This is a genomic window from Chryseobacterium sp. KLBC 52 (assembly GCF_003347605.1).
Lineage (GTDB): Bacteria > Bacteroidota > Bacteroidia > Flavobacteriales > Weeksellaceae > Chryseobacterium.
The window spans coordinates 188,732-212,423 of sequence record NZ_QDFZ01000005.1 but is presented as its reverse complement, the minus strand read 5'-3'; the positions used below and the strand labels follow the sequence as shown (position 1 = coordinate 212,423).

Below are 23,692 nucleotides of genomic sequence, written 5' to 3'. Positions count from 1 at the left end.
GAATAAAAGTATTAATTATGAGTAGCTATTTCGATCATAAAGTCATCTGGATTACAGGAGCATCCTCAGGCATTGGCGAAGCTTTGGTAAAAGAACTTACCACAAACAGTAACGCCAAAATTATCCTTTCCTCAAGAAAAGAAGGACAGCTTCATTCCGTTGCTGAGAAAGCTGGTTTGAGTAAAGAGCGATATGCGGTGATTCCTTTAGATCTTAAAAATTATAAAGAAATGCCCTCCATTGCAGCAAATGCATCGGAACAATTCGGAAAGATTGATATTCTGATTAATAATGCCGGATTATCACAACGGTCATTAGCCATGGAAACCGATATTGAAGTTGATAAACAGCTTATCGATATTGATTATATCGGAACAGTAGCACTTACTAAAGCAGTTGTACCTTATATGATTGAAAATAAAGGAGGACAGATCGCGGTTGTGTCCAGTTTAATGGGAATTTTCGGTGCTCCTATGCGAAGCGGATATGCCGGTGCAAAACATGCATTACATGGCTTTTTTGATGCCTTGAGGGCAGAATTATTCACCCAGAATATTAAGATTACGATCATTTGTCCGGGTTTTATACAGACTGATATTTCTATTAATGCAGTCACCGGAGATGGTTCGTTACAGGGTACCATGGATGATGCCACAAAGAATGGAATGCCTGTTGATATTTTTGCCAAAAAGATGCTTTCTGCCATTGAAAAACAGAAAAGACAAAAAGCGATAGGCGGTAAAGAAGTTATGGCAGTTTATCTGAAGAGATTCTTTCCCAATGTATTAGCCAAAATAATCCGTAAAGCAAAAGTCGTATAATGAAAAGAGGTTGTTTCAAAAGTCAAACAATTGGCTTTTGTCATTGACTACGTCGAATCTTCGATTTCTGACGAAGGAAGAATCTTATTGATGAACAACTATATGAGATTCTTCACTACATTGATGAACTACGTTCGCAAACTTTCAGTCTGTGTTCAGAATGACACTTTTGAAACAACCTCTTTTATATCAGAAGGTTTTTACCAGGCCAATTCCCACAATTTTATTCTGATAGAAAGGCATGACCATGGTGGATGAAAGCGATGTTTTCACTTTATTTTTTCCCCGTAATAAATTATCAATTTTTGGAAACAGCCAATAGGCCAGTTCTGTAGAAAGAATTCCGAATCCGGCTCCTGCTATGACATCTCCCAGCCAATGCTTATCATTCAGCATTCTGTATACTCCGGTGAAAACAGCGAACGGATATCCGGAGATACTGAGCCAGAAATTGGTGTCTTTATATTCCCGGAACATAAATTGTGCGGAAGAAAATGCGGTGGCAGAATGCCCAGAAGGAAAAGACAACGTATTGGAACCGTCCGGTCTTTCTTCTTTGACCAGATATTTTAAAGGCATGGTAAAGGCAGCCGCAATCAGTTGTGACGAAGCGTAAATAATGGTGCGGTCTCTCAGATTATGTTTTCCTTTTATCCCCATTGCATTAAGCCCATAAACCATTACTGCCGGAGCATACTGGGTATAATTATCCAGTTGTATCTGTTTAGGCTGATGTTCGTTGATTTCAACCTTAGTGGATAGATTAAGCTGCTTCAGATTCTTGATGGAAAGACCTGCTACTCCATAGGTAATAAATGCAGCAGGAATGATCAGACTTTTATAATTCAGGGTGTTTTTCTGAACTTCCTTCGTGCTCATGCTATCCTGTACAGGTTCTTGCACACGTATCGTGTCATTGGTATTCTGAGCATTGATCCGGCTTACCACTGAGCTTAAAATCATTGCATACACCAGCGCTTTTTGAAACTGTTTTTTCATTTTAAATCACATTAAAATTATCCGATTCTGTATTAAAATTTATAGCTGTATCCCAAACGAATCACCTGGGTTTCGTAGTAATCATTGCTGGTATAAGCAAATCCATTACCTTGTACAGACTTTTTGATCACCATTGTATTGAGCAGATCCGAAGCATTGAAAAAAAGTTCCCCCTTCCCTTTCTGAATCGCTTTTTTTACGCCTGCATCCATTGAGAATCTTGATTGTATTCTTCCCTGAGGAATAATATCCGGGGCCAGATACACCAAGGTAAACTGCATATCCAACCCTTTGGAGAAATGAAAAACATTGTTCATCTTAAAATTTCCTGAGATAGCGGTTTGCTGATCTGCAGAGAATGTATTAGGTTGAGGATACAGATTCTGTACAGTAAATGCATCAATCTGATTACGGTAGATATTTCCGTTGACATTCAGGGAATAAATATCCGATACTTTTTGGTTCCAAATTGTTTCAAACCCTGTATTATAGCTCTTTCCTGCATTTTGGAAGATGGCATAAATAAGGGTGCTGCCCGGAACAATACTGGAAATTCGGGTGATCGTTCCATTGGCAAAACGATGGTATAATGCAGAATATAAATATCCGCTATTCCAATTGTGCTTATATCCAAGTTCAATAGAGTTCGTAAACTGAGGACGTAATGCCGGATTTCCCACTTTAATGATCTCCGCATCATCATATTTTGGAAAAATCCTGATATCCACTTCATTGGGACGGTCTACTCTTCTGTTGTAGAAAACAGAGAACTTATTACGGTCATCAAGCTTATACGCCAGCCTGAAATTCGGGAATGGCTGGGTGTAATTGTATCCGTCACTTTTATACGTAGGATGGTTAGGATTTACATCATACTGAATTTTCACATATTCAAGTCTGAGTCCCAATTCTGCTTCCCATTTTTCATTTTCAAAAATATAATTTCCATACACGGCTGGAATAAATTCTTTATAATCTGCTTTTCCACCGGCAGAAACATCCAACACAGAGTTAGTGCCCGGAATAAAATTCATATTGGTGGGAATGCTTCTGTTTCTCAGCTTAATTCCCGTTTCAATACGTCCATATTTCAAGGGTTTCACATAATCTACATTGAAATCGTATACCTGTTCATCCGATAATAGCTTAAAAGCATCCGTTCCGGTAGAAGCTGGCAGATAATTATCATAGAAGTATTTTTCATCCTCTCTATGGAACGTATAGTTGAATCCCACATTCAGCACATGTCCGGCTTCTTTGAATTTATGCTGATAAGAAGCTGTTCCCATCACGGTTGTTTTCAGTTCATCCTCCAGAAACTGCCATAAACGCAAACGCTGAGACAGATCTCCATTGAAAAACGGCTGATCTCCCCGGTCAATAATTTTTTCACTTCCATACATTCCTGAAATGGTTAGGGTATTCTGAGGATCAATATTCCAGTCGATTCCGGCTTTGGTGGTAAAGAAATTGGTATTTCTGTTTCTTTTCAGCTGGGAATTAATAATTGTTCCGTCATCATAAGTACGGGTTACAAATTCATTCTTGTTAAGGGTTTCTGTATAAAGATTATCTGCCTGTAAGAATATATTGACTTTGTTTTTTCTGTAATTAACAGACAATGAGGGATTAATCTTTGGAGTGAGTGTATACTGCGGTCTTATCGTGGGAAGATTTTCCCTTCTCACCCAAAGTGAGCCTAAACCTGTGGTGAATCCTGCTTTTCCGTTCCATCCGTTTTGCTTATTTTTTTTCATGATGATATTGATGATACCAGCATTTCCATTCGCATCATATTTTGAGGAAGGATTGTTGATGATCTCAATTTTATCAATGGCAGAAGCAGGGATATTATCCAATCCGGTCTGGCTTCCAAAACCAGTGAGAGCAGTCTGTTTCCCATCAATCAGTACAGTAACCTTATCGTTTCCTCTCAATTGTACTTTACCATCCTGAACCGTAATTCCGGGAAGATTCTGCATACTTTGCAATACGGATCCACCACTTTGGCTGATATTATCGGCTACAGAATAGGTTTTCTTATCCAGATGGCTGTCTATTTCATTCTTTTTGGAAGCGGTGATGGTAATCGCCTCTATTTTGTTTTCTGTTTCCTGTTGAGGAACTAGCTCAATTGTGGGGATTTCCAGAAACTCAGAAAGACTTCCTATAAAAACAGGCTGTGTCTGTGTTTTATATCCGGTAAGGGAAGTTTCCAGAACATAATGATCTGGTTTTATTCCGGTAAGAGAAAACCTTCCTTCTTCATTGGTAATTGTTCCGGCTGTAAAAGTGCTGTCTTTTTCTTTTTTTAAAATAATATGAGCATAAGGCAATGCTGTTTTGTCTATACCCGTGATCCTTCCTGAAGCCGTCACAGAAGCTGTCTGTGCAGAAACAAGGGAAGAAACCACTATACAGGCCGGAAAAAATAACAGGGCTGTTTTATTCATTCTTCTGGTTTTTATTTTCTTTAAAAATCGTTTTCGTTATAACAGGTCTTGAATTATTCTTTTTGAAGGGGTAATTCCCGGTTGTGTTTTCTTTGTGAAATGATGATCATCAATACCATCAGAGCAAGGGAAATCAAAGAAGCATTGAGAGTTCCCAGATCCAGTCCTCCTTTCGCTAAAGGCTTGGTTAAAAGATCTCCGAAAGTAGCCCCAAATGGTCTGGTGAAAACAAAAGCAATCCAGAACAGCAACACATGATTAATCTTGGTGGCATAATGAAGCACCACCACAATCAGAATAATCAGTCCGGTAATCAAAGCTCCGGTCATATATCCGAGCCCTAAATTATCACTCAGAAAATCTCCGAAAGCAGTTCCCAGGCTGTTGGAAAATAAAATCGCAGTCCAGTAATACAGTTCTTTATTCTTTTCAAAAATGGGATACACTTCGAGGTTACCGTACTTTTTATACCATAAAAACAAAGAAAGTAAAAGGCCGGAAAGTAAAATTAGACTACCAGCCAGATATCCGGTTTTCAGTGTTCTGTCGATGCAGTCAGAGATTTCCGTTCCTAAGGTGGTTGTTCCTATAATCACCATCCAATAGACAGCTGGTATATATTTTTTCACACCAAGCTGCACAGATAAAATGATGAAAAAGAATACCAGAGTAACCAGAATACCTACTATGTAGCCCAGGTTAAGCGTCATAGAAATAAAATCACCCAAAGTCTCTCCTAATGTGGTAGCAACAATTTTCATGAGCCAGAAAAGAAGGGTTACGGATGCAACTTTGTTTACAGTTTTCATTTTCTTAATACAATTTATACCTCAGTATGTTTTCAATACAAAGGTGCAAACCGATTTAGAAGAAATTTAGAATTACGGGAAACCGCGATTTTTTTAACTATAATTTAACGGAGAAAATATGCTGTTGATTTTCAAACCTGTAACTGATAGTCCAATGATGAAACCTGCAAATTTCCTGAATGATAGACAAGCCCAGCCCGCTTCCGCTGTTATCCGTTGAAAGTTTTGAAAATCTTTTGAATAAGAAGTCCGTATTCAGTTTCTCAGTCCCTGAATTGGAAATTTCAAAAACAGAATGGGTAAGCTGTATAGAAATGCTGCCTCCGACAGCCGTATGACGAATGGCATTAATGATAAGATTATTGATTAATATTTCTGTCAGAATATTATTTCCGATTACCTGTACTCCATTTAAAATATGTTCTGTAACTGAAATATTTTTTTGCTCAAAATGTTCTCTGAGAATATCAATGCTTTGATGAAGCAAATGATCAAAATAAATAGCTTCCGAACTGTCGAACTGGTTATTATCAATTTTAGCAAGCAGCAAAAGGTTTTTATTGATGCGGGAACTTCTTGTGAGTGCTCTGTTCATATCCTCTGCAATGCTGTATTGCTTTTCGGTAAGGTTTTGATCCTGAAGCAGAAGATCCAGTTTGTTTTTAATAATAGCCAGAGGAGTCTGCAATTCGTGGGAAGCATTTTCAGTGAACTCTTTCTGGGTTTTATAGGTAGACACATTACGCTCTATAAGTTTATATAGAGATTGATTGAGTTCTTCAAACTCCGCAGTATCAGAAGCCGGAAATTCTATCGTATTCTGACTGTTAAGGTTGAAACTCTTTAACTGATCCAATGTGCCTCTGAACGGTTTCCAGATAGATGAGGAAAGCCTTCTGTTTAGATATAACAGCCCAACCACAATCATCACAAAAAAGAAGATAGTAATAATGGCAATAACGGCTATGGTTTCATGAGATTCCTCAATATTGGTCTCTATGGTAAAAAGATAAGGTTTGCCATGAATGTAAATTACTTTTTTAAGACATCTGTAACGCTCTTTTTTCTGTTCCGAAATAAAAGGCAGATGCCTTTCGTATGTATAAACACTGTCCCGCTTTACCTGGCTGGTAGAAATTCTTTCAATATTGGTTTCGGGCTGGATATGATTCCATAATGCAAGGCTTTTGTTAAGCATTTCTTCTGAAAGCTGCAGCTGATTGAATTCATAAGCCGTTTTTTCTACAATAATCTGGTTGTGCTCATCCAGCTCATTTTTCCAGATCGTATCCACCACAAAATAATACACAGGAATACTGATCATCAGTACAATAAGTACGTAGATCAAAAAGGGTTTGGTAGTTTTGGTGAGTAGAGGCTTCACAATAATGATGAATTATAAATTATGAGTTATGATTTATTTTTTGTTGTAATGGTGATGCTTCGGATTATTTTTAATATTTCTGTGGCTTCATTATTGATGATTTCATATTCTGTGGATGATAAATAATCTGTCTGAAACAAAAGCTCAATCCAGTAAAGAGATTCATCACATTCTTTTTTAGCAACAGCCAGTTTATGAATAAAATCTGCTTTACTTTCAGCATTTTGTGATTCTCTTACTAAGGCTCCTACTGCTGTTCCGCTTCTTAACAACTGCTTACTCAGAACATATTCATTCTTAGCAGCTGCAAGATATTTGTAAAGATTAATAATCCTTATCGCAAAACCAAAACTTTTATCTTTCAGCACATTTTTCTTTTCACTCATAACAATTCATCATTTATAACTCATCATTCATAATTACTCTAGCTTTCCCATTTATACCCCGTTCCGTACACTGTTTTAAGATAATGCCCGCATCCAGCATCATAGAGCTTTTTCTTAAGATTTTTTACATGAGCATAAACAAAATCATGATTGTCCAGCATATCTGCAAAATCTCCGGAAAGATGTTCCGCCAGGGTACTTTTGGAGATGACTTTATTTTTGTTGCCGATAAAATAAATGAGGAGATCAAATTCTTTCTTGGTCAGAGAAATAAGTTCATCATTTACTGTAACAGTTTTTGCCAATAAATCGATCTTAAGTTCATTCTGTTTTACCACATTAGAACTGCTGAACTGCTTCCGCCGGATAATAGAATAAACCCTTGCCATAAGCTCAGAAAGATGAAAAGGTTTGGTAAGATAATCGTCTGCACCTAGTTTTAATCCTTCAATTTTATCATCAAGGGCATTTTTTGCAGAAATAATAATCACTCCGTCCTGCTTCTGTTGCTTTTTTAGTGCTTCAAGAATGGTAAGGCCATTTCCGTCCGGCAGCATAATATCCAGTAAAATACAGTCGTAATCAAATGCTTCTATTTTACTCATAGCTTCACCGAACGTTCTGGCAGATTCGCAGAGATAATTTTCTCCGGACAGATATTCGGAAATACTTTGTGCAAGTTCGGCTTCGTCTTCAATGATAAGAATTTTCATGCGATAAATCTATCATTAAATTTAGAAGAAATTTTGAATTTAAACTATTTAAAGAATGAAAAATGAAAATATGTTATTCCTCTGGAATCTGTGCCTTCTCATAAATCAGTCCTTCATTTTTCAATTCCTTCCAGAATTCGGTCGGAATCTTGGTATTAAGAGCCTTCAGATTGTCTTTTACCTGGTCAGGCTGGCTGGCTCCCGGAATAATGGAAGCAAATTCATCTGCGGCCAGTACAAAATGCAGCGCGGCATCAATAAGACTTATATTATACTTTTCAGCAATGGAAGTCATTCTGGCTCTCTTTTCATGCATTCCCTTCGGAATCACATCTTTATAATTATAACGTTCTCTTCCTGCTATATATCCTGAATTATATCCTGCTCCCGAAACCAGTTTCACCCCTGCTTTTCTAACTGCAGGAAGAAGACGGTCCACAGCATCTTCATGTTCCAGAATAGAATATTGTGTTGCCGAAAGGCAGATATCCGGATCAGCAGATTCAATACAATCTAAAATAGGTTCAATTTTATTAACACCCATTCCCCATGCTTTTATAACACCCTGACTGCGAAGTTCAGAAAGAATTTTAAAAGCTCCGTTTCTTGCCTGTTTCAGAAAATAAGGATAACGGTCTCCTACCTGATCTTCAGACAGATCATGAATATAAACAATATCAATACGACTCAACCCCGTTCTTTCCAGGCTGTCTTCGATAGATTTCTTTACGGCATCGGCCGTATAATCATGAAAAAAGTCATAATCAAGAGGTTTTTTCCACATGGTTGGCGGAACATCGGATTCAGGAACCTGATGAAAAAGTCTTCCTACTTTGGTTGAGAAAATAAAATCATCCCTGTCTTTATCTTTAAGAAAATGTCCAAATCTTCTTTCACTTTTGGTCAATCCGTACCAGGGAGACGTATCATAATACCGGATTCCGGTTTCCCAGGCTGTCTGTAGAATTTCATAAGCCTGTTCATCTGTAATATTTTCAAAAGCTGTTCCTATTGCTACACCCCCTATTCCCAGTTGGTGCTTTTCTGTTAAAATGTGTGATTTCATAGATGAATATTTAAAGTGTTGGATAAGCAGTAAAGTACAAACATCGTGCTGATACCGGATGAAACGTTAAAAAGAAAATACCTGCTGAAACCTGAAATTCTTAATGAGAGCTGATATTTAGGCTGTTTCAGCAATTTGTATATTATGTTAAATATTTGTTTTATACCTCCTTTGGTCTTGTTATTGAATGAAATTCAGTACACCATTTGAAATAATCACATACTATGAAAAAGCATATTCTAATCGTAGGAGGAGGATTTGCGGGCATTAATCTTATCAAATCTCTCAGGAATGATAAAAGGTTCAGAATAACCCTTGTTGACAAAAACAATTATCATTTTTTCCCTCCGCTTATCTATCAGGTAGCTACTTCGTTTATAGAAGCTTCCAATATCAGTTATCCTTTCAGAAAACTGTTTTCAAACAATAAAAATGTGAAATTTCACATGGGAAGTCTGGTCAGAGTATATCCGGAAAATAAGACGATAGAAACAGATACCGGAAATCTCAGCTATGATTATCTGGTGCTGGCATTGGGCACTGAGTCTAATTTTTTCGGAATGGAAAACGTGAAAAAATGTGCTCTTCCTATGAAAAATATCGAAGAAGCCCTGTATCTCAGAAACCATATTCTGCTCACGCTGGAAGAAGCGGCCAGAAATAAAAATATTAAAGAAGCCGAAAAACTTCAGAATATTGTTATTGCAGGAGGTGGACCCACAGGAGTAGAACTGGCAGGAATGCTGGCAGAAATGGGAAAATATATTGCTCAGAAAGAATATCCGGAAATCAAGCTGGGCCTTTCCAATCTTTATCTTATTGATGCCTTGCCTACTTTACTTTCGCCCATGAGCCAACTGGCTCAGAAAACGGCTTATGATAAGTTGAAAGAATTAGGGGTGAAAATTCTTCTCAATGTTTCTGTAAAGGATTATACGGATAATAAAGTCATCTTAAGTGACGGAAGCTCTATCGAAACCGAAACCCTGATCTGGACTTCAGGAGTCATTGGAAAAGAAATCCCCGGATTACCGGAAGAAACCATTGGAAAAGGCAGACGAATACTAGTGGACGACTATAATAAAGTAACCGGAACTACCAATATGTATGCGTTGGGAGATATTTGTCTGATGCTTTCCGAAGAAAAATATCCTAAAGGACATCCTCAACTTGCTCAGGTCGCCATTCAGCAGAGTAAAAACCTCGCTGCCAATTTTAAACGGATAGAAGACGGAAAGGTCCTGGAGCAATTCCGGTACAATGACAAAGGAAGTATGGCCATTATATCCAAATACAACGCGGTTGTAGATCTTCCGAAAAATTCTTTTAACGGTTTTATAGCGTGGCTTACCTGGCTTTTCATTCACATCATTCCGCTGGTAGGGTTTAAAAATAAACTTCAGCTGGCGATGGACTGGTTCCGGTTGTTTATCACCAATAACCCATCCATCAGGCTGATCCTCTTTCCAAAAAGAAATACAGAAAACGGATCATGATAAAAAAATAAGAACACTTAAATCTATCATATTATGAAAAATCAAAGAAGACCTCCATTTTTTGGAGAAACAGTTGTCATCACAGGTGCTTCAAGCGGAATTGGTAAGGCTACGGCAGAAGCTTTTGCAGAGCAGGGAGCTGATCTTGTGCTGGCAGCAAGAGGAGAAGAAGCGCTTACAGAAACCGCTGAATTATGCAGAAAACTGGGAGCTACAGTGCTTGCCGTCCCTACCGATACTTCTGTTGCAGAAGATGTTCAGAACCTTGTAAAAGAAGCCCTTGAATTCACCGGAAAAATTGATTACTGGGTCAATAATGCGGGAGTGCTTGCATTTGGTAAGTTTGAGGAAATTCCGGTTGATGTCAGTGATCAGATTGTTAAAACAAACCTTTTGGGATATATGCATTCGGCACATGCGGTACTTCCTGTTTTTAAAAAACAGAAAAAAGGAGTTCTCCTGAATAATATTTCTATCGGAGGATGGATGCCCGCACCTTATGGAACAGCCTATACTGCTTCAAAATTTGGAGTCCGCGGAATGGTAGAAACATTGCAGGGAGAGGTTTCAGACTTTCCTGATATTCATATCTGCGCACTTTACCCCGGTTTTCAGAAATCTTCAGGAATAGACCATGCGGCTAATTATTCAGGAATAAAACTCAGTACACCTCCTCCAGCGTTTGATCCTCGTAAACTAGCAGCTTCAATTGTAAAAACAGCCAAAAATCCAATGGAAGCTTCTTATCCGGATTGGTCAGCAGTAGTTTTTAAGAACTTATATGAAATGTTTCCCGGAATAATACGTTATGCATCTTCCGCTGGGGTGAGAATGCTAATGAAAAAAGCCCATAAAGATGAAAATACCGGAGGAAATGTACAGAACCCTTCAACAGGAAATATGAGAATTGACGGAAAAACATTATTTTCTATTCCAAAGAAACCATTAATCTTGGCAGGCGCAGGACTCCTTGGAGCACTGGCCGTTGGATTGATTTTTTCAGGAAAATCTAAAGAAATAAGATAAGACTGATAGAAATAAACAGTCATCGATATATTTTGAAAAAGTCTCTTTACTATATTTTTTGTGATATATTTCATAAATTTACGGTGCTGTATCAATCTGATGATAGTGTAAAATATTTCGACGGTGAAAATTCACAACAAAAAAAAATACCTTAGTTTCCTTAAATTTAAAAGAGATTTCCAAAAATACGGACTTGAAAAAGCACGCAGTTATGAACTTATTCTGCACTGGCTGAACAACAGGCTGAGCCGAAATCAGTTTCTTGTTCTTTCCGGAATTCTGGTAGGCTGCACAGCTGGCCTTGCGGGAGTTATCCTGAAAACCCTGGTGCACAATATTCATTATTTTATTACGAATAAAGTTCATTTTGAATATCAGATTTTATTCTATATTGTTTTTCCTTTTTTAGGAATTGTTCTGACAACGATGATTGTATTGACTTTGTTCAAAGGTCAGGATCGTAAAGGTATTGGGGCTATTTTATACGAAATTGCACAGAATTCCAGTATTGTGGCCTCCGTTAAAATGTATTCTCAGGTGATACAAAGTGCTGTTACCGTAGGATTGGGAGGCTCGGCAGGATTGGAAAGCCCTATTGCCGTTACCGGAGCTGCTATTGGTTCCAATTATGCGCAGACCTACAGACTGAGTTATAAAGAACGTACGTTGTTGCTGGCTGCTGGTGCTACTGCCGGGATTGCGTCTGCTTTCAATGCTCCTATTGCCGGGATTATGTTTGCCTTTGAAATTCTTTTAACCGGAGTAGTCTTCACAGATTTTATTCCGCTGGTTGTGGCTGCAGTCTGCGGAAGCCTTTTATCAAGGATTTTGCTTCAGGAAGATGTTCTTTTCAGATTTTACACCAGAGATCCGTTCAACTATAAAAATGTTCCGTATTATCTTATTTTGGGAATTGTTACAGGGTTATATGCCCGTTATTTTGTGATTATTTCTCAAAAAGTAGAGCATTTTATAAAAGGGCTTCAGCTCTCTAAAATGCGTAAAGCCATGTTTGGAGGCGCTGTACTTTCCCTGTTATGTGTTCTTTTTCCACCGTTGTTTGGGGAAGGATATGAAACGGTAAAAGCTTTTACCAACGGAAATACCTACTCTATTATTGAAAACAGTTTTTTCAGGTATTTTGAGATCGGAGACTGGACCATTATTATATTTTTAGTTCTGGTATTGCTTTTAAAGGCATTTGCCACCTCATTCACGATCTTTAGCGGAGGGAACGGCGGAAACTTTGCTCCTTCTCTTTTTGCCGGAGGAACTTTGGGCTATTTATTTGCATTGGTTTGCCAGCATATTGGTTTTACAGATGTTCCGGTAACGAATCTTGTGCTGGTTGGAATGGCAGGTGCCATGAGTGGTGTGCTATATGCCCCGCTTACGGCTATATTTCTGATTGCAGAGTCAAGTTTCGGATATGATTTGTTTATCCCTCTGATGATTGCCTCCATCATATCTTACCTTATTGCCAAATGGTTCTCCCCAATTTCACCGGAATTAAAATCATTGGCAGATGAAGGAAAAATTTTCACAAATAAACATGACAAAAACCTTCTTTTTGCCTTAAGAACAGAAGATTTTATTGATAAATATTCACAGACCATTAATGAAAATGCATCCGTTACAGAACTGTTTGAAATGGTAAAGAACGGGGATAAAAATATTTTCGCCGTTGTGGATGAAAACAGAAAACTGAGAGGAGTTCTTACATTAGATGATATAAGACCATATCTTTTTAACAAAGAAACGGAAACCTCGCAGACGGTTGCGCAGATCATGAAAGCTCCGCCAGCTGTTCTGCACCGCGAAAATAAACCACTGGATATCCTTCAGACCTTTGATGATACGGGAGTATGGAATTTACCTGTAGTAAGTGACCATAATGATTTTATCGGTTTTATTTCAAAATCTTCCATATTAATGAGCTACAGACAGCTTTTGAAGGAATATTCCGATTAATATTCAAAGTAGAATATCACAACTGAAGAACTCCATTCCCCTCCTCCGGAGGTGTGGCGAAAATTCAAAGAATTTTTGACGGGGTGGTTAGCCTCGTCACATCATAAAAAATCCGTTCAGCAATGAACGGATTTCATTTTAGTCTATAATGAAAGTCGAGAAAATTAGTTGCTTGCGTTATTCAGCAGCTCAATATCCTCCTGATCCAAAATAAGTTTTGGCGCATTGAAGACTGTTTCAAGCTGTGAGGCACTGGTCGCACTTACAATAGGTGCTGTAATTAAAGGATTGGATAATAACCATGCTAAAGAAACCGTTCCTTGTGTAGTATTATGCTTTGCACTTACCTGATCCAGTGCTTTTAGAACTTCAAGTCCTTTAGGGTTTAAATATTTTCTTACCCCTTCACCTCTTGCACTTTTTGCCAGATCTGCTTCATCACGGTATTTACCTGTTAAGAAACCTGCCGCCAGTGACCAATACGGAAATACACTTAAGTCAAACTGTTCTGCCAGAGGAGCATAATTTTGCTCAAAGCCTTCTCTTTCCATTAAATTATAATGAGGCTGTAAGGCAACATATTTGGGAAGGTTATTCTTTTCGGCAGCTTCAAATGATGCTTTCAAACGTTCCGGAGATAAGTTGGAAGCCGCAATATAACGTACTTTTCCCGCTTTAATAATCTCATCATAAGCTGAAAGCGTTTCTTCCACCGGAGTGGTATTATCATCAAAATGCGTGTAGTAAAGATCAATATGATCCGTCTGAAGTCTTAGCAGAGACTCATCTACAGATTTAAGGATATGCTTTTTGCTGATATCATAACCATGTTCCTTCGTTTCTGAACCTACTTTGGTTGCCAGAACAATGTCATTACGGTTCGCTCTGCTTTTCATCCATTTTCCGATGATCTCTTCAGACTGTCCGCCTTTACCGTTCACCCACCATGAATAGGTATCTGCAGTATCTATAAAATTGAATCCGGCTTCAGTAAAGCGGTCCAGTATATCAAAAGACTGTTTCTCGTCCAATGTCCATCCAAAAACATTTCCTCCGAAATTGATTGGGGCAATCGATAAATCGGTGTTTTTGATTTTTCTTTTTTCCATAAAAATAATTTATTAAGTGACCTCTAAGGTAAGAAATATTAAGCCTGGGGAATATTCAAAATAGCCATTCTGCCTATAGTTATTATAAATGGGAATGCTGATGTTTCCTCAGTTTTTTGATTAATGCCATTGTTGGAAAATCGCAAAGGAGCAAATAAATTAAAAGCTAACTGTTTTAAGACGCAAAATCTTATCTCCTATAAAATTGATTACATCATAGTTTATTTTTTATCTCACGCTGATTTTGCAGAATACGCTGATTTAAATATCAATATCTGCGTAATCTGTTTTATCTGCGAGAAAAATTTATATCATATTGTCTATTTAAAATCTCACATTGATCAAAGTTGAAATGCTCTTACGCTTTTGTGCCTCTCTAACAAAATACATGTGATTTAATTAGTAACTAAAAAAATAAAAACAGCCATGTAAAAGCTGTTTTTATTATCTATCAATTAAAAATACGGTTATTTTTCAACCTGCGGAATCTCAATAGCAATAAGCTGAAGTTTATATTCCTGTAATTGAAGATGGATGGTTGATAAACCGTTGCTGAAGAATGATGATGCTGTAAAAAGCTCATGATAATATGCTATCCCTTCAAGAACATTTTTCCTGAAAGCATTCCATTTTTTTGTCTGCGAATGGGTAATCTGTACAGTGCATTCGGTGATTTCCTTTCTCAGGTAATCCACATACATTTTCAATTCGTTGATGAACATATTCGGGCGTTGATTATCTGAAAGAATATTATTGTTTCCGTAGATGTGTTGTACCATTTCCGAAAGAGAAACTTCCTTATCAAAGAAGGCAATATTCGGTCCGGGACATATCACCACGCCTTGCTTTTCACCTTTAATTTCAAGGTTCTGTTCCATGTATGCTGCATTCACAAGTCCTACACAAAGGCAGGCTTTATCGGTAATTTCGGATTTTCTTTTATTGAATTCCTTTTCGGTCAAGGTTTGCTTGTTTTCGAACAGTTCTTTCAGTTTGATATCCTGATACTTTCTGGAAGCGGTACAGGTTCCTTCCGGAGAAAATTCTTTGCTGAGTGCGAGAAGTTTTTTAGGACAAGAACTTCCATATTTCCCTTTTGCTTCTTTTTCAAACTTCAATACTTCGTTAGATGTCCCTTTTACGGTATTGAAAGGCACTCCCAATGGCGAAATATTACTCAGATAGAAATCCTGCTCTTGGGATTGTACAAGTAAATTTCTGGTTTCTGTATCTACCGATGTCGCTTCGGGTACGAGTAAAAATGGGGAACCCCATCCTACGCTGTCTACGCTATAGTTAGCCAATAAAAACTCATGTTCTTCAGAAGTTCCTACTCCACCCTGAACAGTGATTTTCATTTCTAAAGGTTCGGAAACTACATATCTTCCTTTTTGTTCCAAAGCAGTCGTCATTAAGGCATGAGCAGATTGTATCAGATCGTTTTTTTTCTGCTTGAATTCTTCCATAATGGGCCCGAGAAGCATTCCTTCAGTAGCAAATGCATGGCCTCCGCAATTCAATCCGGATTCTATTCTGTATTCAGAAACCCATAATCCTTTTTTGGCCAGAAAGTTCCCCTGAATCATAGCCGAACGGAAATCGCTTACTTTAAGGATAATTTTCTTTTTGATGTTTCCGTTTTCGTCCGGGAAAAAATCTTCAAACTCCTCCATATAGCTGTACAAACGGGGATTCATCCCTGCAGAAAGAACCATTGATGATGATAATTTGCTTTTGGCAAATCCGCGCAGTGAGGCATGTGCATCGTTATACATCACAGGAAGCTGTTCATTATTCTGATAGTTGTCTTTATCTACTTTCGTCATGATATTGACATCAATACTTCCCGGCTTTAAATTCGATTCAATGAAGTTTTTAATATTGGAACTCCAGTTCTCCTTTTGATGGATTAAATGTTGTAAGCTGTTTTTTAGATCTGAAGTATTCGGAAGCATAGCTATGAAATCCTTCAAAGCTTCCTTGTTTTTGCTGATTTCCTGTTTGAAAGATTCAAATTTTTCATTCACGATATCATCTACCATATCCAGATAAGCGGTAACTCTTTTTGCTCTGTAATCTTCTGTTTTTGTTGAGATCCCGAAATAGTCAAGGTTGAACTTTTTGTTATAAAAGTTCTTCATTTTTTCCAGGATTTCATCATCAATAATAGAGATGACGGAAGAAATTCCATACTGGGCAACACGAATCGGGCTGTCGATAGTGTAAGCCAGACCCATTACTGGAATATGGAAATTGTGCAAAGGTTTTTGTGTCATAAAGTTTTGATAAAAGTTCTTTTGTTATTCATCTAAAAATCCTTTACAACTATTCACTTCTTAAAAATATTATTTTAAAATGAATTATGCGTTAAATAGTATTTATCAATATGTAAAACATGTCAAATGTCATGTTTCTATTTTCGTTAACGCAAAGTAACAATGGTTCAGATGCTCATTTTGAGAAGGCAAAGAAGTGCGACTGTGTCGCTGAAGAAGCTTTATGATTATACATTTGCATAAATAAATCGATAAAATTGATTCTCCCTTTGCACTCTTTACTTTATATACGTAACTGTGATAACTTTACGTTTATTTTTTAGTCATATTAAATAAAAAAGACCATTCAAAAGAATGATCTTTTTTAATGATATAGAATTTATTTAATACTATTCAGCTTTGTTTTTAAGCATCATCAGAAGACTGTAAGCGCCTTTCTGAACAATTTTTTTATCCTTTAAAAAATCGGCTTTTAAAATCTCTGTAAAGTGATCATCAGCGATTCCGGTCACTACAGGAATCATTTTGTAATTGGATTTTCCAAGATCTTCAAAAACATAATTTTTATTTTCAAAAGACACCACGGCTTCGTTTGGAAGTCCCATTGTATAACGGCTGCTGATATTCACTTCGGCATTCACGTACATTCCTTTTACAAATTCCGTGTTCACAGAAGATAATCTGGCAATTGCCGTTGCAGAACCTCCGTTTTCAATACTAGGAACTACGCTGATAATTTTTGCATTGGATTTCACGTCAGGATTCTGATTGTTGTACACCAAAATTTCCTGCCCTACTTTTACATCATTCACATCGTTTTCAAAAATCTTGAGTTCTAAAAGTAATCCAGCCGGATTGATCAATTCAAATAAAGTATCTGCGGGGTTGATATACTGTCCGTTATTCACCAGAATTTTGCTTACAAAACCTGTAAACGGAGCATAAATATTGATTTTACTTCTGATATTTCCGGTAGTCAGACCTTTGGCATTAATTCCGATGATTCTCAGTTTTTCCTCAAGCCCTTTTAAAGTAGCATTCAAAGTAGAATAATCTGCCTGAGCAGTCTGCATGGTTTTGTCACTGCTGGCTTTGCTTGTATTCAAATCTTTCTGACGGTTGAAATTCAATCTTGCCGCTTCAAGCTGAGCTTTGGTCACCAGATAATCCTGCTGCAATTGTATAAATTGTGGATCTTCTACTACTGCAAGCACCTGCCCTTTGTTAAAATGACTTCCATTAATAACATTGATTGATTTGATATGCCCACCCATAATACTGGAAACTAAACTAATGTGGGAAGGTGCAATTTCTGCCTTTCCGTTTAATTTCACCAGCTTTTCCATATTCCTGTTCTGAATACTGGTTGTTGTTAATCCTACAGACTGAATCTGTTTTTCTGTAAGATGAACGGAGTTTTTGTCATTCTTAGAAAATTTGGTGTTTTCATAAATTGTTTTTTCCTCCTCATTTTTTCCTGAGCATGAAGATAAAGTAAGGATGAAAGCAAGGCTGTATATTGATATATTCTTGAAATGCATGATGTATTATTTTGAAATTAAGAATTGAATTTCGGCTCCGGTTTGATTAAGCTTTTCCAGCTGATCAATATAATCTGCTTTGGTTTTTACGGCCTGATTCACCAGGATTACCCAGTCCAGATAATCTATTTCTCCTACTTCCATCTGTTTCTGAGCGGTTTTTAGAATGGTTTCAGACTTCGGAAGCTGTTTTTGTTCATAATTTTCGATGATCTGCTGTTGGTTCATATAATTAGCCAATTGTTGTTTCAATCTGTTTTTAAGCTCTATTTCTTTTCTCTGATACTGATTTTCAGAGATGGCAATTTTAGCCTGTGCTGCCTTTGCCATAGCTCTCTGTCCTTTGGTAAACAGCGGAATTCCTACGCCCACCTGAACTGAATTGAAACGATTGTTATTGATGTTTTTCATACTCTGATTGGTATATCCTATAAGCAGATCCGGAAGCAGTCTGCTTTTTTCAAGCTGTACTTCTGCCTCTCCCACTTTGATCTGTTGCTGCAGATATTGAAGTTCGGGATGCTGTTGTACCATTTCTTCTGAAATCTGAAGCCCCATTTTCATCGTAGGCTGGTCAGCAATGGGCTGATAAGGTGTTGTAGATTGTAGTAATAATTGAAGCTGAAGTTTTGCAATATTCAGATCATTTTCAAGGGTATTCAACTGTACTTTGATCTGTTCTTTCTGAATTTCGGCGGTGGATTCCTCCAGAATATTGGCTTCTCCTTTTTTTAATCTTAATCCGGCTTTGTCTGCAAAATTATTGTAAAGCTGGCTGATGTATTCAAGCACTTTTTTCTTCTCCTGAAGCACCAGTATCCTGTAGAAAACGTCTGTTACTTCTTTGGTAAGCTGTGTTTTGGTAAGATTCTGATTGATGACACTGGCAGACCATTCGGCATCCAGCATTTGTTTTCTTTTTGAATACACCGTTGGAAAACTGAATTTTTGAGAGATTCCGAATGAATTATCCGTTTCCTCACCCTGAATCTGACCAAATCCTCCGGTAATTTCCGTCTGTGGAATATCCAGATAGCTGGCTTTCAGTTTTTCCTGATAATCTGAGACTAATTTTGAATTTTTAAGAGTACCATTCTGCTGGTATGCTTTTTCCAAAGCCTGATCATAGGTAATATTTTCCTGAGCCTGATAAGTTCCGAAGGATATTAACAACAGGAAAACAGACAATTTTTTATAGCTGAGTTTTTTTGAGAATTTCATTTTATCTTTATTAATATGTTCAAACAGGACGTATAAAATGGGAAGGACAAACAAGGTTAAAAGAGTTGCAAGCATTAACCCTCCGATCACCACCGTTGCCAAAGGTCTCTGTACTTCTGCTCCTGCACCGTTGCTGATTGCCATGGGAAGGAACCCCAGTGAAGCCACAAAAGCCGTCATTAAGACCGGACGCAGTCTGATTTTTGTGCCTATCAGTACAATTCTGCTGGTGTTGGCTATTCCATTCTTTTTCAATCGGTTAAATTCTGATATCAAAACAATCCCATTAAGTACGGCAACCCCAAATAAGGCAATGAATCCTACCCCTGCGCTGATGCTGAAAGGCATTCCTCTCAGAGCCAGAAAATATACACCTCCTATCGCAGATAAAGGAATGGCGGTATAGATCAGCAGACTGTGTTTTACAGAACCAAAAGCAAAAAATAATAACAGGAAGATCATCACTAACGAAATAGGAACTGCGATTCCCAGTCTGGCCTTGGCTTCATTTAAATTTTCAAAAGCTCCTCCATAAGAAATTGTGTAGCCCGGTGATAATTTCAGGTTTTTATCTGCTTTTTGCTGAAGTTCTTCCACAATACTCTGTACATCTCTTCCTCTCACATTAAAACCTACAATAATCCTTCTTTTAGTATCTTCCCTCTGAATCTGGTTCGGACTGTTTTTAAGCTCTACTTTAGCCAATTGTGACAATGGAATCTGTTCTCCCGAAGAAGTAGGAACCAAAAGATTCTGAATGCTGGTAATATCTTTTTTATGCTCATTATCCATTCGGACAACGATATCAAACTTTTTCTCACCTTCATACAGTGCTCCTGCAGTTTGTCCGGCAAAAGCCATATTAATTACCCTGTTGATATCCGCCACTGAAATATTGTATCGGGAAAGTTCCGAACGGTTATAATCAATCACAACCTGTGGAGCGCCTACTACCGGCTCGATATATAGATCCTGTGCCCCTTTTACAGTGTTAATAATGCTTCCAATCTTTTTAGCGTACGTGGCAAGACTGTCAAGATCTTCGCCGTAAATCTTACATACCACATCTTGTCTTGCTCCGGTCATCAGTTCATTGAAGCGCATCTGTACCGGAAACTGGAAACTGGTGGTGAGGCCGGGAATAACGCTTAATGCTTTGCTCATTTTGTCAGAAAGTTCAGGAAATGTTGTTGCGGAAGTCCATTTCTTTTTAGGTTTTAAAACGACGATCATATCTCCGGAATCCATAGGCATAGGTTCCGTAGGAATTTCTGCACTCCCAATTTTCATGACTACTTTTTCTACTTCAGGAAACTGTGTTAAAAGAATATGCGCTGCCTGTGTGGTGGCTTTCTTGGTTTCATTGATATTACTTCCCTGAAGAATTCTCATTTCAACAGCAAAGTCACCTTCCTCCAGAGACGGAATAAATTCTCCACCCATTCTGGAAAGGGTAAAAACAGCACCTGCAAACAGGATCAACACACCAATGATGATCGTTTTTCTGAATTTAAGAGCTTTCATCAGTAATCGTTGATGTCCGGTTTCCACTTTACCCATGACGCGGTCCGAGATGTTCTCTTTTTCTTTTTTCTTTCTGCTTAATACCAGAGAACTCATCATCGGAATATAAGTCAGGGAAAGAATAAATGCTCCGATCAGGGCAAAGGCAACAGTCTGAGCCATAGGCTTGAACATCTTTCCTTCAATTCCCTGAAGGGTAAAGATCGGAAGATATACGATTAAGATAATGATCTGCCCGAAAACCGCACTGTTAACCATTTTGGTCGCAGAGCTGGAAACCTGATCATCCATTTCTCTCTTGCTGAGCATATTGTCTTTTCCAAAATGCTTTTTATGGGCAAGCTGATGCAGCACGGCTTCCACAATAATAACAGCACCGTCCACAATAAGACCGAAATCCAGCGCTCCAAGGCTCATCAGATTTCCTCCAACCCCGAAAATATTCATCATAATAATGGCGAAAAGCATGGCCAAAGGAATAACGGAAGCCACCAGTAATCCTGCTCTGAAATTTCCTAAGAATAAAACCAGAATGAAAACAACGATCAAAGCTCCTTCCATCAGGTTTGTTTTTACGGTACTGATGGTGTTATTTACCATTTTAGCACGATCAAGGAAAGGCTCAATTACTACTCCTTCCGGTAATGATTCCTGGATTTTTTCCAGTCTTTGTTTGATATTTCCAATCACGACATTGGCGTTCTCTCCTTTCAGCATCAGAACAATTGCTCCGGAAACCTCTCCGGTGTCATTATAAGTCATCGCGCCATACCTTGTCGCATAACCGATCTTCACAGACGCTACATCTTTGATATGTACCGGAATACCTTCTTTCGTTTCCGCTACCTGAATGCTTCCGATATCTTCCGTACTTCCCAGAAGTCCTTCGCTGCGGATAAACAGAACGGTTTCTTTCTTTTCAATATATGCACCTCCGGTATTCTGGTTATTCTTTTCCAGCGCGGCAAAAACATCATTGATATTGATGTTGAACGCCTGTAATTTATTTGGATTAATGGCAATTTCGTATTGTTTCAGCTTTCCTCCGAAACTGCTGACATCCGCCACACCTTTGGTTCCGAGAAGCTGCCTTCTGACCACCCAGTCCTGAATAGTCCTCAGTTCTGTTTCATCATATACATTTTCGTATCCTTTTTTGGCTCTTACCACATATTGGAAAATCTCTCCCAATCCTGTTGAAATAGGCCCTAATTCCGGCTTGCCGATTCCGGCTGGTATATTGTCCTGAACAAGCTGCAACCGTTCCTGAACCTGTTGACGAGCCCAATACACATCGGTCTTATCGTCAAAAACTACCGTCACTAATGAAAGTCCGAAACGGGAGAAACTTCTCAGCTCCGTTATTCCGCTGATATTGCTGGTAGCCTGTTCGATAGGAAATGTAACAAGGCGTTCTATATCTGCTGCACCATAAGAAGGAGCAGTGGTAATGATCTGAACCTGATTATTGGTGATGTCCGGCTGGGCATCAATGGGAAGTTTAGTGGTTTCATAGACTCCAAAAAGGATGAGGGCCACTGTAAACAGAGCAATGATGAGTTTATTCTTTACAGAAAACTCAATAATTTTATTTAACATGGAAAAACTATTAATTGATAATCCGGAATGCTTTATAAAAGCTGAAATTCTCCCAAAACTTAAAGTGCCCAAAAAAGCATTTGTAACTCTTTGGTTAAGGGTTAAGCATCAATACAATGCATTGCGGATTAATTGATATGTAACAAGAATTCACTGCTTTAGGTAAGAACATAAAGCATTAATTTTCAATATGAAGTCAATTAAGAAAGCCGTGGAGGCTGGAAAATCTGAGAAAGGTATTGGTTGGAAAAATCTTTTTCCTTGTAGATACTGCTTTTCTTTGAAACAGTAATTTCCTTAGGTTTTTTTATTTCAAAGGAAAGCTCCGGAAGCTGGGCGTGTACGGTAAGTACGATAGGTGGATTGATAAACGGCAGTTTCTGATCGGTATCCCAGTCTGAATCCTGTTTGTGGTTATCATAATGCTCCATTACAAATTCTGAAAAGCTTCCATGGTATTCCATGAAATGTTCCACAAACATAGGTACTTTCAATACTTCCCCCGCATTGGTGGTAGCCAGCACATACATCATTGAACATAATATGGAGATCCATTTTAACATGAGTACAAATATAAGGCTTAAATTTTTCCTGAGTGGGCTTTAGTATTAATTTTTTGAGAATTTTAGCTTGTTTAAAAGTAGTTTAAATAAATAATACCCTTTCCTGAAAATGTTAGGATTACCAAACAAAAATCAAAGCCTTGACTTCAGTCTGCTCAGTGTCTCCTGTGAAATATTAAGATAGGAAGCTACCAGTTTATTGGAAAGCCTTCTTACCACCACAGGATTTTCATCCAGAAGCTGGCGGTATTTTTCAAGTGCATCCTGGACAAGGAATGACATCAATCTTTTGGTATTATTTACATATGCAGTTTCCAGATATATTCTGTAAAATTTTTCCCACTGAGGGATAATATCCAAAAGATGATAAAAATCTTTATGGGTAATATAATATACTTCTGAATCCTCTACAGCTTCTATGAATTCCTCAGAGGGTTCAGAAGTAATAAAACTGGTAAGTGCCGTTGCAAACTGATTTTCAAAAGCAAAATATCGGGTAGAATCCTGTCCTTCTTCATTGATGAAAAATATACGGAGACAGCCATTTACAACAAAAAATGTTCTCTGACTGTTTTGCCCGTTGGAAAGGAGCATTTCATTCTTTTTTAATTGGATAGGTCTGAAATAGGACAGAATTGTTTCCATTTCTGTATCCGTTACCGATATTCTATTGTTGATATATGACGTTAAAAGTTCCTGCATGTAAGCAAAAATAGTGATAAATGGCTTTGCTTA

At 37.9% G+C, this 23,692-nt stretch carries 17 protein-coding genes; 4 read left to right on the top strand and 13 right to left on the bottom strand.

The annotated features are described in order from the left end of the window. The first annotated feature begins 17 nt into the window (after positions 1-17). Positions 18-821 (top strand): SDR family oxidoreductase, encoded by an 804-nt coding sequence (locus tag DDF69_RS07305; protein WP_114820199.1) that lies wholly within the window; start codon positions 18-20, stop codon positions 819-821. A gap of 189 nt (positions 822-1,010) precedes the next feature. On the opposite strand, the gene DDF69_RS07300 is transcribed toward DDF69_RS07305, so the two are convergent. The 7 genes from DDF69_RS07300 to DDF69_RS07270 form a co-directional block, all read right to left on the bottom strand. After that, complete coding sequence (locus DDF69_RS07300; protein ID WP_114820198.1) at positions 1,011-1,820, bottom strand: phosphatase PAP2 family protein; 810 nt, start codon at positions 1,818-1,820, stop codon at positions 1,011-1,013. Positions 1,821-1,852: 32 nt separating this feature from the next. Further along, positions 1,853-4,273, bottom strand: a complete 2,421-nt coding sequence (locus tag DDF69_RS07295) for a TonB-dependent receptor domain-containing protein (protein WP_114820197.1) — start codon at positions 4,271-4,273, stop codon at positions 1,853-1,855. 53 nt (positions 4,274-4,326) lie between these two features. Next, entirely contained in the window at positions 4,327-5,082 is a 756-nt protein-coding gene (locus DDF69_RS07290) for a hypothetical protein (RefSeq protein WP_114820196.1), read from the bottom strand. A gap of 97 nt (positions 5,083-5,179) precedes the next feature. Then, on the bottom strand, positions 5,180-6,466 hold the full coding sequence (locus tag DDF69_RS07285; protein ID WP_114820195.1) for a sensor histidine kinase: 1,287 nt from the start codon (positions 6,464-6,466) through the stop codon (positions 5,180-5,182). A gap of 26 nt (positions 6,467-6,492) precedes the next feature. Next, positions 6,493-6,852, bottom strand: coding sequence for a four helix bundle protein (locus DDF69_RS07280; RefSeq protein WP_185144325.1), 360 nt, complete (start codon positions 6,850-6,852; stop codon positions 6,493-6,495). 38 nt (positions 6,853-6,890) lie between these two features. Next, complete coding sequence (locus DDF69_RS07275; protein ID WP_114820193.1) at positions 6,891-7,565, bottom strand: response regulator transcription factor; 675 nt, start codon at positions 7,563-7,565, stop codon at positions 6,891-6,893. 73 nt (positions 7,566-7,638) lie between these two features. After that, on the bottom strand, positions 7,639-8,631 hold the full coding sequence (locus DDF69_RS07270; protein ID WP_114820192.1) for an aldo/keto reductase: 993 nt from the start codon (positions 8,629-8,631) through the stop codon (positions 7,639-7,641). A gap of 224 nt (positions 8,632-8,855) precedes the next feature. On the opposite strand from DDF69_RS07270, the gene DDF69_RS07265 reads away from it, so the two are divergent. The 3 genes from DDF69_RS07265 (at position 8,856) to DDF69_RS07255 (ending at position 13,124) form a co-directional block, all read left to right on the top strand. Then, complete coding sequence (locus DDF69_RS07265) at positions 8,856-10,127, top strand: NAD(P)/FAD-dependent oxidoreductase (protein WP_114820191.1); 1,272 nt, start codon at positions 8,856-8,858, stop codon at positions 10,125-10,127. 33 nt (positions 10,128-10,160) lie between these two features. Then, complete coding sequence (locus DDF69_RS07260; protein WP_114820190.1) at positions 10,161-11,153, top strand: SDR family oxidoreductase; 993 nt, start codon at positions 10,161-10,163, stop codon at positions 11,151-11,153. 123 nt (positions 11,154-11,276) lie between these two features. Next, positions 11,277-13,124, top strand: a complete 1,848-nt coding sequence (locus DDF69_RS07255) for a chloride channel protein (RefSeq protein WP_114820189.1) — start codon at positions 11,277-11,279, stop codon at positions 13,122-13,124. A gap of 164 nt (positions 13,125-13,288) precedes the next feature. Here DDF69_RS07255 and DDF69_RS07250 read toward each other — a convergent pair whose 3' ends face one another. The 6 genes from DDF69_RS07250 to DDF69_RS07220 all read right to left on the bottom strand — a co-directional run bounded on the left by DDF69_RS07250 (position 13,289) and on the right by DDF69_RS07220 (position 23,659). Further along, positions 13,289-14,233: an aldo/keto reductase gene (locus tag DDF69_RS07250; protein WP_114820188.1), complete on the bottom strand. Its 945-nt coding sequence runs from the start codon at positions 14,231-14,233 to the stop codon at positions 13,289-13,291. A 467-nt stretch (positions 14,234-14,700) separates the two neighbouring features. Then, positions 14,701-16,509: a hypothetical protein gene (locus tag DDF69_RS07240; RefSeq protein ID WP_114820186.1), complete on the bottom strand. Its 1,809-nt coding sequence runs from the start codon at positions 16,507-16,509 to the stop codon at positions 14,701-14,703. A gap of 389 nt (positions 16,510-16,898) precedes the next feature. After that, complete coding sequence (locus tag DDF69_RS07235) at positions 16,899-18,050, bottom strand: efflux RND transporter periplasmic adaptor subunit (protein WP_114820185.1); 1,152 nt, start codon at positions 18,048-18,050, stop codon at positions 16,899-16,901. Positions 18,051-18,056: 6 nt separating this feature from the next. Continuing rightward, positions 18,057-22,394 (bottom strand): CusA/CzcA family heavy metal efflux RND transporter, encoded by a 4,338-nt coding sequence (locus DDF69_RS07230; RefSeq protein WP_114820184.1) that lies wholly within the window; start codon positions 22,392-22,394, stop codon positions 18,057-18,059. A gap of 200 nt (positions 22,395-22,594) precedes the next feature. After that, entirely contained in the window at positions 22,595-22,957 is a 363-nt protein-coding gene (locus DDF69_RS07225; protein ID WP_162800883.1) for a hypothetical protein, read from the bottom strand. Positions 22,958-23,089: 132 nt separating this feature from the next. Further along, positions 23,090-23,659: a Crp/Fnr family transcriptional regulator gene (locus DDF69_RS07220; RefSeq protein WP_114820183.1), complete on the bottom strand. Its 570-nt coding sequence runs from the start codon at positions 23,657-23,659 to the stop codon at positions 23,090-23,092. Positions 23,660-23,692 lie beyond the last annotated feature (33 nt).